Source organism: Salinicola salarius, assembly GCF_003206135.1.
Lineage (GTDB): Bacteria > Pseudomonadota > Gammaproteobacteria > Pseudomonadales > Halomonadaceae > Salinicola > Salinicola salarius.
Genome location: NZ_PZJT01000032.1, coordinates 1 through 12,220 on the forward strand (window position 1 = coordinate 1; position 12,220 = coordinate 12,220).

The following is a 12,220-nucleotide window of genomic DNA, read 5'->3' on the forward strand; positions in this document are numbered from 1 at the left end:
GAGATCACAACTAGCTGACTGACGACTGAAAAGGGAATGGAGGGTCAGTTCCTGTATAAAAACCCCCGGCCGAAGCCGGGGAGCCCAAGGATCTACAACGGAAGAAAATCATAGCGCCACGGATTGGAAGTTAATAGCTCTACGATCTGATTCTTCATGTAAGAGATTTCGGATAAGGCAAACGGTTACATGCATATGCGATATCGAAAATTCCCTTCTTGATCCTTTGCCAGTGATCACGACACGACATCACGCACTCGCTCCCAGGCATGTTCGAGGTGCTCGCTCAGCGCGGAAACCAGGGCTGGCGCGTCACGCCCCTCGAGTGCCTTGATCATCGACTCGTGCTCTGCGACCGCCGCCGCCCACTTTTCCCGCCCTTCGTGGCCGATGAATCTTACGCGCTTGAGCTTCGATTGCAGTGAGGCATGAACTTGAATCAGCGACTCGTTATGGCTCAACGCCACGATGGCGGAGTGGATACGCTGATTGGTCTTGTAGTAATCGAGCCGATTTTCCTCCCGATAGTAATCCAGCATTTCGTCGTGAAGCTTTCGCACCTCGGCGATCTCCTCGTCGCTCGCTTCGATACAGGCCAGGCGCCCCGCCAGCTCCTCGAGCGTGCGAATCAACAACAGCATGTCTTGAATATCCTTGGCCGAGAACCGGCGAACCGAGGCCCCACGCTGCGGTGTCAGCTCGACCAGGCCTTCGCTCGCCAGATAGCGCAGCGCTTCCCGCAGGGGGGTCCGCGATACGCCAAGGCGCTCGCATAGCGGGCCTTCATAGATGCGCTTACCCGGTTCGAGCTCCCCCTCGATGATCATGTCACGAAGGTGGCTGGTAATCGCATCATGAAGCGAATGCCGGGCAATCGCGGATCGAGGCGATGACGTGGCGGACACGGTTGTCTTCTTCATGAATGTCAGACCGGTAGTGGAAAGGGTGCATGAATGTATCGATTCAGCTGGAAACGCTCAGTGAAGGGCGCCTCCGCGGAAAGTCTGAGGCCATCATACTGCGCGCTGACCAGTTTCTGCCTCCATACCAACGTATAATGTATACATTTTGGATTTGAGCGCAATCTCCTCCTCACGCGAGCACTTCCCACGAGTGCTGCTCCCAACGACGAGGAGACACCATGGCTCTTTCCCCCCCGCGTCACGACGCATCCGAGCTGCCGATCATCGCCCTGGCCATGGGCGACCCCGCCGGCATCAGCGCCGAGTTGACGGCAAGACTGGCAGCGGACGACGCCGTCAACCGTGCCGCGCGCCTGGTCATCATCGGTGATCGCCGAATCTTCGACGAAGGTGCCCGCGTCGCCGGTGTCGCACCGACGCTGCATCCCATCGACGAGACAAGTTCGCTCATCGACCTCGAGTCGACGCCGGCTTTCATCGACCTGGCCCATCTGGCCCCGGACGAGGTCGACCAAGGCAAGGCGACGCCAGCGGGTGGAGAATTCGCCTCGGCCAATTTCCGGCACGCGCTCGCACTGGCTCATGGCGGCCAGGTGGATGCCGTCTGCTTCACCCCGTTCAACAAGAAAGCCATGCGTTACGCCAACCCTGGCTACGACGATGAAATCCGCTTCGTGGCTGACGCCATCGGCTTCGAAGGCAAGGCGCGGGAATTCAACATTCTGGAATCGGTGTGGAACGCTCGCGTGACCTCCCACATTCCGCTGAAGGACGTCGCCGCGGCACTGACGCCGGACTCGATCATCGACGAGCTGATGCTGACGCACCGCTGCCTGCAGCAGGCCGGGCACGATCATCCACGCATTGCCGTCGCGGGCCTCAATCCCCACGCCGGTGACGGCGGCAGCTTCGGCATGGAAGAGATCGAGATCATCGAACCGGCGATCCAGCGCGCGCGTGAACTGGGAATGGAGGTAGAAGGCCCTTTCCCGGCCGACACCGTCTTTCTTCGCGCCGTGAAAGAAGGCTTCCACGCGGTGCTGACCATGTACCACGACCAGGGCCAGATCGCGATGAAGATGATGGGTTTCGATAGCGGCGTGACCATGCTCGGCGGCCTGCCCTTCCCGGTTTGCACGCCGGCCCATGGAACGGCCTATGACATCGCCGGTCGTGGTATCGCCGACCTCGGCGCCTCGCGGCAAGCCTTGCTGCTGGCGGCACGCATGGCCAGCCGAGCCCGTCAGCAGGCAACTGGCTGACGTTTCGCGACTGCCGGAAGTTTCACCGGAGCCGGCGCCGGCCGGCACGCTGAAAGCAGCGACATGCAGGACTCAACCACGGAACACAAGCGACTCTCACAATAGCAACAACGCGAGAAACGACAGGAGAAACGCCATGTACCAGCTCAATCCGCTTACCGCCCATCAGCCCAAGCCCCTATCCTCAGGTGCTTCCAAGGCCCGGCCCGTCTTCAAGCTCAAACCTCTTGCCCTGTTCTTCGCCGCGCTCACCGTCTCCGGTAGCGCCCTGGCCTGGCAGCCGGAACGCCCGGTGGAGTTCGTGGTGACATCCGGCGCCGGCGGCGGAACCGATACCTTCGCGCGCACGGTGCAGTCGATCATCGGCAAGCATCAGTTGATGGACAAGTCGATCATCGTCTCCAACAAGGGCGGCGGCAGCGGTGCCGAGGGCTATGTCTACTCGGCGTCGTCCAAGGATGATCCCTACAAACTGACCTTCGGCACCAACAACGAATATCTATTGCCGGAAGTCGGCGAGATGCCCTACGCGGCAGAGGATTTGCAGCCAGTGGCCGCCATGGCGATGGACGAGTTCCTGATCTGGGTCAACGGTGATGCCGAGTATGAAAGCGCCAAGGATTTCATCGACGCCGCCAAGCAGAACCCCGGCAAGATGCAGTTCGCCGGCAGCCAGTCCAAGGACACCGACCAGACGCTGGTCAGCATGATCGAAGAGGCTACCGGCACCGAATTCCGCTACGTCCCTTTCAACGGCGGCAGCCAGGCGCTGGTGCAACTGGCCGGCGGTCATGTCGATGCCAACGTCAACAACCCCAACGAGAACCTCGGCCAGTGGCAGGCCGGCATGATCAAGCCCCTGTGCGTGTTCAGCCCCGACCCGTTGCCCAAGGGCGAACCCGTCTACGAGGACAAGGGCTGGGGCGACATTCCCACCTGCCAGTCCCAGGGCATCGACATCAGCGAATACCGTATGCCGAGAACCGTCTGGCTGCCGGCCGGCGCTCCCGAAGAAGCGGTGACCTACTACCAGGAGCTGCTGAAGAAGGTCAGCGAAACTCCGGAATGGAAGGACTACGTCACCCGCACCGTCCAGACCAGCCAGTTCTTGAGCGGCGATGAGCTCGAGCAGTACATCGACAACAATGCCAGCACCGTCAAGAAGGTGTTCGAGCAGGAAGGCTGGAGCGCTTCCTGAGTCGATGTCGGTGTTGATTGGATGATGTCGCTGGGCAGCCTCGCGCTGCCCGGATTTCCAGAGGGAGGGAGAGAGCATGACCCACAACGGCATTTCCCGTTACAGCATGGAGATCGCCACCGCGTTACTGACCGGCGCCATTGGTGTCGCGATCTGCTATGGCGCCTGGCAGGTCGGTATCGGCTGGACACCAAGCGGGCCGGATTCAGGCTACTTCCCGTTCTGGATCGGCGTCCTGGTCGTTGCCGGCAGCCTCGTCAATCTGCTGCGCACGGTCATCGGTCACCGCCACAAGGATGAAACCTTCCTGGATGCCGCCCGGCTCCGCTCCTTGGCTCGCTTCACGTTGCCGATCATCGGTTTCGCCGTGATCTCCCTGCTACTGGGGCTTTACGTCGGCACCACCCTTTATGTGTTGTTCGCCATGCGACTGCAAGGTCACTACGCCTGGTGGCGATCGCTGGCCAGCGGTATCGCCATCAGCATCTGCTTCTATCTGCTGTTCGAGCTCGTGTTCCAGGTGCCGCTATTGAAAGGGCCGCTGGAACACGCGCTCGGCATCTATTAAGCGTCCATCTTCAGGGAATCGATCATGAACAATCTCTCGCTGCTGATGGACGGTTTCGCCACCATCCTCACCTGGAATCATCTGATGATCATGGTGATCGGCGTGATGCTGGGCATGCTGGTCGGCGTGCTGCCAGGTCTGGGCGCGCCCAACGGCGTCTCGCTGTTGCTGCCGCTGACTTTCACCATGGATCCGGTATCGGCCATCATCCTGTTGAGCTGCATGTACTGGGGCGCGCTGTTCGGCGGCTCCACCACCTCGATTCTGTTCAACATCCCGGGTGAGCCTTCATCGGTTGCCACCACCTTCGATGGCTACCCGATGGCGCGCAACGGTGAAGCGACGCGCGCGCTGACGCTGGCGTTCATGGCCGCCGGCCTCGGTGCCCTCGCCGGCGTGGTGATGATCACGCTGCTGGCCAACTGGGTCGCCCAATTCGGCCTCAAGTTCTCGTCGCCCGAATACTTTGCCGTCTATTTCCTGGCATTCTGCAGCTTCATCGGCATGAGTTCCAGCGCGCCCTCGAAGACGCTGGTCTCGATGATGCTGGGGCTGGCCTTCGCCACGGTCGGCATGGATAGCGTCTCCGGTGGGCTGCGCCTGACCTTCGGCATTCCCGATCTGGTCAAGGGCATCAGCTTCCTGGTCGCCGTCATGGGGCTTTTCGGTATCGCCGAGCTGATGGTGACCACCGAAGAGGGCTTGAGCTTCAAGGGCATCAAGAGCCGGATCCGGATCATGGATATCCTGCGCACCATGGCCGAGCTGCCACGCTACTGGGTGTCGCTGGTTCGCAGCATCCTGATCGGGATCTGGATGGGCATCACCCCTGCCGGACCGACTGCCGCCTCGTTCATGAGCCACGGCATCGCCAAGCGCTTCTCGAAGCACCCGGAACGTTTCGGCAAGGGCGAGCCCAACGGCATCGTCTCGCCGGAAGCGGCGGATCACTCCGCCGGTACCTCGGCGCTGCTGCCGATGCTGGCGCTGGGTGTGCCCGGCTCCGCCACGGCAGCGGTCATGATGGGCGGGCTGATGATCTGGGGGCTCACGCCGGGGCCGATGCTGTTCGTCACGCGCCCGGACTTCGTCTGGGGCCTGATCGCCAGCATGTACCTGGGCAACGTGGTCGCGGTCATTCTGGTACTGGCGACGGTGCCGCTCTACGCCTCGATCCTGCGGGTGCCCTTCGCCATCATCGGGCCGGTCATCGTCGCGGTGATCTTCACCGGCGTCTATCAGGTTGCCAACTCCACCTTCGATTTCTGGCTGCTGCTGTTCTTCGCCCTGCTCGGCTATCTGTTCAAGAAGCTCGACTATCCGGTCGCGCCTCTGGTGCTGACCATGGTGCTCGGCCATCGCGCCGAGGAAGCCTTCCGCCAGTCGATGGTGATGTCCGACGGCTCGCTGACCGTGTTCTGGTCCAACTCGCTGGTGAGCACGATCATGGGGCTCGGCGTACTGATGCTGGCCTGGCCGCTGATCTCCAAGGTGCTCGGCCTGCGCGGCTGGCGTCAGCGGCTGCAGCGGCAGAAACCGCAGGCGCCCAAGTCTCCCACGTCCGATTCCCGCGTTTGAGTCGAATCCGCGTTCGATTCGAGGCCCGTTTTCAATTCGAGGCCCGTTTTCAATTCGAGGAAAGCCCCCATGCATATCTCTCACTATCTCGATGGCGGCGATCCCATCCGCTGCTGCGTGATCGGCGCCGGCGGGTTCGGTCGTAGCTTCGTCGTTCATGCCCGCCGCCTGACAAGCATCGATACCCGCATCGTTCTCGATCTCGATCCGGCTCTCGCCGCGAGCGCACTGATCGATGCCGGTATCGAGCCGGGGCGAATCCGCCACTGCCGCACGCCGGCAGAAGCCAGACGAGCCTGGGACGGCGGCGACTGGATCGTCGGCGACCGCCTGGAAGCCGTGATCGAACTGCCGCTGGACGTGGTGATCGAGGCTACCGGGCATCCCGAAGCCGGCGCCCGCCATGCCGCACTCGCCATCGAAGCCGGGCACCACGTGGCGCTGGTGACCAAGGAAGTCGACAGCGTGGTCGGCCCCGGGCTGGCGGCCATGGCGCGCAAGCGTGGCTGCGTGATCAGCCCAGTGGATGGCGATCAGCCGGCATTGGCGATTGGCCTGATCAGTTGGGCCGAAACGGTGGGGCTGGAAATTCTCGCCGCCGGCAAATCGAGCGAATACGACTTCGTCTTCGACCCGATGGCGGAGACGCTGACCAGCAACGGTCGGCGTATCGACGTGCCCGGCTTCGGGGAGCGCTGGGATTTGCCCGCGGGGCTGGACAGCGAAGGTCATCACCAGTGGGTGGCGGACCGCGCCCGAATCGCTGGCGCGCTGCCGCAGCATGCGGTGCCGGATCTGTGCGAGATGGCGATCGTCGCCAACGCCACCGGGCTGATGCCGGATCGTCCGGCACTGCACTATCCCATCGCCCGTCTCGGCGAAATTGCCGAGCTGTTCGTGCCGACGACCCAAGGCGGTCTGTTGACGCGAACGCCCGCACTGGAAGTATTCCACTGCTTGCGCCGCCCGGATGAATTCAGTCTCGCCGGTGGGGTATTCGTGGTCGTGCGCGGGCATGATCGCGCCAGCTGGCAGATGCTGGCCGAAAAAGGCCATCTGATCAGCCGGCGTGGCGATAGCGCGATGCTGCCGTTGCCGCGCCACCTGCTCGGGCTCGAAGCCGCCACCACGCTGCTGGAAATGGTGCGACGCGGCGTTCCCAGCAGCGTCAGCCAGCCGCGGCCGCATGTCGATCTGATCGCCATGGCCGCATCGGATCTGGCCGAGGGCACCACGCTCACCGCCCACGGCCATCACCACAGCATCGACAGAGTGTCGTCGGCGCTGGTGCCGGCCAGCCCGCTCGGTGACGACGCCGCGCTGCCCTACTATCTCGCTGCCAACCGGGTACTGATTCGCCCGGTGCGTGCCGGTGAGCCCATTCGTCTGCGCGACGTCGCGATCGACGAAAGCTCGTGCCTTTGGAAACTGCGCCAGAGGCAAGACGCGCTGTTTTTCGCTGCCGCCATGTCTTCCACCGCCGCGCCTTCTACCGCCGCTACCTCTTTCACCCCCGACCCTGTCGAGAACCCGAGATGACTTCCGACCTTACCGATTGGCCAATCGCCGCTGCCATGCTGCCGTTCTCCAACCGTCTGGCGGATGGCTCTCCACTTCAGGAAGCCAGCGCCGAGCAGTGGCAGCCCTTGTTCCAGGAGATCGCCGAGGCGGGATTCGATCGTGTCGATCTCTCCGACAACTGCTTTCGCCCCGGTGACATGTCGACCGGCCAGCTCGACACGCTCGCCAGCGTCATCCAATCGGCACGTCTCGAACCCAGCTCCATCTCGGTGGTGCGCTCGAGCGTGATCGATGAACGCGACGGTGACGACCACCTGGCCTACAGCCACCGCTCGCTGGAGGCCGCGGCCAGGCTCGGCATCGGCACCGTCTCGATCGGCTTGCACCGGCCGCTGACCGAGGCCCAGCAGCGCCAATTGTGGTTCTGGACGGTCGAAGGCCATCGCGACGATCCCGACGATCGGGCTCAGTGGCAGAAGGCAGTGACACGCATCCGCGAACTCGGCCAGCACGCCGCAGAACTCGGCATCGTGCTGTCGCTGGAGATGTACGAAGACACCTATCTCGGCAGCGCCGACTCGGCCGTTGCCATGGTCGAGGAGATCGGTCTAGATTCGGTGGGCTTGAATCCGGACATCGGCAATTTGATCCGACTGCATCGGCCGGTGGAGCCGTGGCTCGACGCCTTTCGCAAGGTGCTTCCGTGGTCGAACTTCTGGCATGCCAAGAATTACATGCGTGACGAGGATGTCGAACGCGGCCACTACGTCGCCTTCCCCGCCCCCATGGAAAGCGGCCTGATCAATTATCGCCAGACAATGAAGCTTGCCGTAGAAGCCGGCTTTCGCGGCGTGATCTGCCTCGAGCATTACGGTGGCGACGGTCTGAGCGTCTGCGCCGCCAATCAGCGCTACCTGCGCGACCGCATTCTGCCCGCCTGCCGCCACGTCACGCCAGGTGCCAGCCGGGTCAGGCAGCCACCACGAGATTAGATAAATCAGTCTCGCATCGATGCGTCAGGCTTGGGATGAAGGCTATGCTCAAATGCCGAGGCTCAGGCAGGTTCCCATGAATATCACGCATCTCGAACACGCCATCATTGCAGCGGGCATTCAATGCCTGCTGTGGCCATTCGTCGGCCGCTGGGTCGGCGGTTCGTTGATCGTCGCAGTATTTCTGGGGCGCGAGATCGCCCAGCACGAGTACGCCGGTGGCGGCCCTAACAGTGTCGGCCATTTTTATGGACTGCTGCATCACTGGTCACCGGACTCGGTCTTCGATGTGCTGTCTCCCGCCGTCGCGTGTGCCGTACTGGCCTTGATCGTTCCCGCCAGCCAACGGTGGCGAACGCTGAAAAGCCAGCGAACGAACCAGGTCAGCCGTAGTCAATCTTGAAGAGACTTTCAGGAGATACCGAATGGGGCTTCGCTTTCATCGTACCTTGCGGTTGGCGCCCGGGCTGCGGATTCGGCTCGACAACCATGGGCCGACGCTATCGGTCGGCCCTCGCGGCGCCAACCTGAACTTCAGCCGGCGAGGAATCCATAGCCACGCCGGCCTCCCCGGTTCCGGGGTCTATCACCGGCAACCATTATGGGAGCGGAAATCACGAGCGGGCAGAACGAGGAAGAAAAGGCGGTGATCGCGTAGCGAAAAAGCCCCGGCCCGAAGGCCGGGTAAGTACGCAGGGGATTGTCCCCAGCGTCATTATCGACCGACACTGCCGAGGCAGAAGACTGAATTGGCTAGTCAATCCAGGGGATTTCCCTCACCGGGAACCTCGCCAGACCGTGCGCGCCATGCGGAGAAATTCGCCTTCTATACCTGACGCTTCGTCTAGATCTTGGCGGTCTTTACCCCGTAATCCGCCGGGTTGACGATGTCTTCCAGCTTGCCGATCTGCAAGAAGTCACTTTTGTCGAGCACGCTGCTGATGTTGGTATCCGGAAAGCTCAGGTTCTTGACGACGTGGACCTGACACGGCATTCCCTTGCCGTCGATATCCATGACCCAGACGAGGAAGCCGCCCGAGAACTTGGCCAGGCTACCAATCGGGTACAGCCCATACAGCTGGATATACTCTACCAGTACCGTCTTGTCATAAGCCTTGCCCGCCTCATGAATCATGCGGTAGGCATCGATGGGTGAACGTGGGGGAATACCGTTGCGCGCATGCATCAGCTTGTTGATCATCTTGATCACCCCGATCACCCGAATCAGTTCCGAAAGCTGTTCGTTGCGCTTGCCTGCCGGGTAGCCGGAGCCATCCAGACGTTCGTTGGCATTCTCGATCACATCGCGGCAGACAGGGCTGGGCTCCCACTCCAGTTCACGCAGCTTGTTGCACAGCACCCCCACATGCCCTCGAAGTATCTCCTTCTGCGCCGGGTTCATGTTTACCTTGAGCGAAGGCAACTTTGCGCTGATCAGTAGCGGCTTGCCCATGGTATGCAGCAGAGCGCCCAGAACCGCCTCGCGAATCTGGGGGGCGTGTGGGTCGCGAACCAGCAGCAGGTCGGTCAGTTGGCCCGCCACTTGGACGGCATGCCTGACCCAGTCCGGATAATCCCGCAGGAACGCCAGGGAATACAGGAAAGCCTTGCGGTCCTGCTCCACCAGATAGCGCAGAGTATCGACGCAATCGTAGAAGATCTCGACGGGAAACAGGTCGCGGGTTTTCATGTACATCAACCCCACCTGGAGCTGATGAGCGATGTCCGTGACGCCGCGTTCCATCGGCGACTGGCGAGCGCGTTTTTCACGCTCCTGGGCTTCACGCTGCAGAATCTTTCTCTCCTTGGCACCCGGGACGAACAATGGAGCGTGCTGGGTCAGTTTTTCGTTGGATCCCGTCAGGTAGGCGGCCTCTCGCTCCGATTCATTGACGTACCGAAACAGGGCCTCCGTCTGGGAGGTCGAGGTATTGACGAATTGTACCCCGACCGCGGCATAGCCATGATTGCCGAAAGGGCGAATATGGCGAATCTTGCCTTCGGAGAAGAAGCTTTCGCCATTGGGGAATTCCAGCGTTATTCCCGGAATTTCCTGCCCCACGCTGATCGCAACGCTTTCCGCCAGATCGATGTCGACCATGCAACCGCCGATCGACAGATTGCGCAGCCTCCCCGGCACATTGAGTTCATGCAGGTAGACCTCGAGGCCCACGCGGGCCTGCATGCCGAGGATGAACGGAATGCGAACCGCCCCTCGATTCTCGTGCACGAAGACCGATTCCGGAAGCTGGCACTCCAGGCGGTACTGTGCGCTGTCCGTCTTGAGCAGCTTGGCTTCGACGTTGCTGAGACTGTAGGTCTCGCGCTCGATGCCCTGCGGCCCTTTCAGCGCCTCCAGATCGAAGCTTACGCCGCCACGGGTCAGGTACCGTTCGATCTCCGATCCGGCATACTCCACCTCCAGCACCAGGCGGCCTGTCTGCAGGTCCAGCTCCGCTATCTCTGCCTTGAGAGGGTAGGCCATGTCCTTGGTGTATATGGATAATTCATGCGTATGCTGCAGAAGGGCACGAATCACATTCGCCGATGGGTTTTCATAGGGTATCGAGGCGGCCATATTAGTACCTGCGCGCAAAACATCGGCTTTTATTAATATACATCAATGACTTATGTATTTTTTTACTATATAGGCGACTATATACCTCTTATTGGGCGGGGCAACCTTTTTGGCAGCAATTTCGGCGCTCGGGGGGCCAATGACGCAACGGTAGCGTGGTGGCCTATTTATCCTTATCGGCAAGCAAGCCGTCGTCTTTTAGACCGGCTGCCAATGTGCCTGGTTACGCCCCGCCTCCTTGGCAATGTAAAGCCCCTGGTCCGCGCGCTTGATGGCTGGTTTCAGTGAAGTTTCACCGGCATTGACCAGCGTTACGCCCAGTGAGGCGGAATAGGCCAACTGCCCTTCCTCGTTGACATCGCCCCCGACTTTGACCGGTGTCGCCACGACTGTCTGGCGAAGGCGCTCGGCCACCTGCATGGCCTCGTCGTCGCCGGTATCGGGCAGCAGCACGGCAAACTCCTCCCCGCCCATGCGACAAAGCACGTCGCCGTCGCGCAACTGGCCGCGCGCCGTATCGGCAAAGGCCTGCAGTACCAGATCCCCGACGTCGTGCCCATAGCTATCATTGATGCGCTTGAAGTGATCCAGGTCGATAGCGATTAGACTGAGCGGCGCCCCGCTTCGCTGTGCACGCGCGATCTCCAGCGCCGCCTGTCCCTCAAGATAACGTCGGTTACCTAGCCCGGTGAGCGGATCGGTCATGGCCTGCCGTTCCAGACGTGCCTCCAGCCGCTTGCGCTCGCTCAGGTCGAAGACCGTGGTACGGGCGTACTGGAAGCCATCTTCGGTGACCTGCGCAGTGGCCTGGATCGCCACCGGAAGGACCGTGCCGTCGCGGCATAGCAGTTCGCACTCGGCCGCCCCTTCCTGCCCCTTGCCCAGCACCTGCTGAAAGGCGGCATCGAAAGCCTCTCGGGTTTCCGGGGTGACGAAATCGCGATACAGACGCCGGTCGATGATCTCGTCGGCGCGATACCCCAGCCACTCGAGCTCGGTGCGGTTGATCTTGACGATCCTTCCCTCGCTATCGAGCGAGTGATAGCCACAAGGCGCGTTCTCGTAGAGATCCTGTACCTCGCCGGCATACTGACGCGCCTCTCGGGAAAACAGCAGCGCCCGTTGCCTTAGGCTGCGCTGCCGATGATGGCTGAGCACCCAGAAAATGCCGACGGCAACCGACAGCAGATAGACCAGCGCGATGGCCAGTATCTGCGCCGGGTTCTCCAGCAGAAGGCCCGGCAGGCTGGGCCTGGGTGTCACGATCCCGAGCCGCCAAGGCTGCGTATCCGGCTGGCTCATGATCATGCCCGCCTGACTGCGATAGTGATTCATGCGTATGTCGTGGGTGCGGAACCACAGGAGCTGCTCGCCGATGCCCGCCTCTCCCGATTGCGCGAAGTCATGGCCTGCCACGTATCCGGCCAGGAGGTCGCGAGCGTCTCCCCGAACGATATGCCTTCGGTATCAGGAAGCAACCAGCGGCCCTGAGCGTCTACCAGCAGCGCCTGGGCATGATTGGCCTCCATGGCTTGCGAGAGGCTAGCCGTAATGCGGAACCAGTCCAGAGCGAAGAACACCACGCCTAGCTGTGTAAACC

The 12,220-nt window shown here is 61.7% G+C and carries 11 protein-coding genes and 1 pseudogene; 8 read left to right on the forward strand and 4 right to left on the reverse strand.

What is annotated here, in order from left to right; translation table 11 throughout:
* Positions 1-236: 236 nt before the first annotated feature.
* Positions 237-920, reverse strand: coding sequence for a GntR family transcriptional regulator (locus DOM32_RS17505; RefSeq protein WP_110637035.1), 684 nt, complete (start codon positions 918-920; stop codon positions 237-239).
* A gap of 221 nt (positions 921-1,141) precedes the next feature.
* Here DOM32_RS17505 and DOM32_RS17510 point away from each other — a divergent pair, with 221 nt between their 5' ends.
* The 8 genes from DOM32_RS17510 (at position 1,142) to DOM32_RS18410 (ending at position 8,692) form a co-directional block, all read left to right on the forward strand.
* The gene (locus tag DOM32_RS17510; RefSeq protein WP_110637038.1) at positions 1,142-2,185 is read left to right on the forward strand and encodes a 4-hydroxythreonine-4-phosphate dehydrogenase PdxA; all 1,044 of its coding nucleotides are present in this window, start codon (positions 1,142-1,144) and stop codon (positions 2,183-2,185) included.
* Positions 2,186-2,321: 136 nt separating this feature from the next.
* Entirely contained in the window at positions 2,322-3,383 is a 1,062-nt protein-coding gene (locus tag DOM32_RS17515) for a Bug family tripartite tricarboxylate transporter substrate binding protein (RefSeq protein WP_110637041.1), read from the forward strand.
* A 76-nt stretch (positions 3,384-3,459) separates the two neighbouring features.
* Positions 3,460-3,951: a tripartite tricarboxylate transporter TctB family protein gene (locus DOM32_RS17520; protein ID WP_110637044.1), complete on the forward strand. Its 492-nt coding sequence runs from the start codon at positions 3,460-3,462 to the stop codon at positions 3,949-3,951.
* A 24-nt stretch (positions 3,952-3,975) separates the two neighbouring features.
* Positions 3,976-5,529, forward strand: coding sequence for a tripartite tricarboxylate transporter permease (locus DOM32_RS17525; protein ID WP_110637047.1), 1,554 nt, complete (start codon positions 3,976-3,978; stop codon positions 5,527-5,529).
* A gap of 69 nt (positions 5,530-5,598) precedes the next feature.
* A complete protein-coding gene (locus DOM32_RS17530; protein ID WP_110637049.1) occupies positions 5,599-7,068 on the forward strand; it encodes an NAD(P)H-dependent oxidoreductase in 1,470 nt (489 codons plus the stop codon).
* A complete protein-coding gene (locus tag DOM32_RS17535; RefSeq protein WP_110637052.1) occupies positions 7,065-8,042 on the forward strand; it encodes a sugar phosphate isomerase/epimerase family protein in 978 nt (325 codons plus the stop codon). The genes DOM32_RS17530 and DOM32_RS17535 overlap by 4 nt, the downstream gene beginning before the upstream one ends.
* 76 nt (positions 8,043-8,118) lie before the next feature.
* Positions 8,119-8,445, forward strand: a complete 327-nt coding sequence (locus DOM32_RS17540) for a hypothetical protein (protein ID WP_110637055.1) — start codon at positions 8,119-8,121, stop codon at positions 8,443-8,445.
* A gap of 22 nt (positions 8,446-8,467) precedes the next feature.
* Positions 8,468-8,692: a DUF4236 domain-containing protein gene (locus DOM32_RS18410; protein ID WP_110637058.1), complete on the forward strand. Its 225-nt coding sequence runs from the start codon at positions 8,468-8,470 to the stop codon at positions 8,690-8,692.
* A gap of 194 nt (positions 8,693-8,886) precedes the next feature.
* On the opposite strand, the gene DOM32_RS17550 is transcribed toward DOM32_RS18410, so the two are convergent.
* From DOM32_RS17550 to DOM32_RS17975, 3 genes and pseudogenes are all read right to left on the reverse strand, one after another.
* Positions 8,887-10,527 carry an HD domain-containing phosphohydrolase gene (locus DOM32_RS17550; protein ID WP_338095143.1) on the reverse strand — a complete coding sequence of 547 codons (1,641 nt, stop codon included), beginning with the start codon at positions 10,525-10,527 and terminating at the stop codon, positions 8,887-8,889.
* Between the two features lie 291 nt (positions 10,528-10,818).
* The gene (locus DOM32_RS17555; RefSeq protein ID WP_208625414.1) at positions 10,819-11,955 is read right to left on the reverse strand and encodes a sensor domain-containing diguanylate cyclase; all 1,137 of its coding nucleotides are present in this window, start codon (positions 11,953-11,955) and stop codon (positions 10,819-10,821) included.
* Positions 11,952-12,220 (reverse strand): annotated as a pseudogene (locus tag DOM32_RS17975) (hypothetical protein); the annotation flags it as partial. The pseudogene DOM32_RS17975 and the gene DOM32_RS17555, both read right to left, overlap by 4 nt.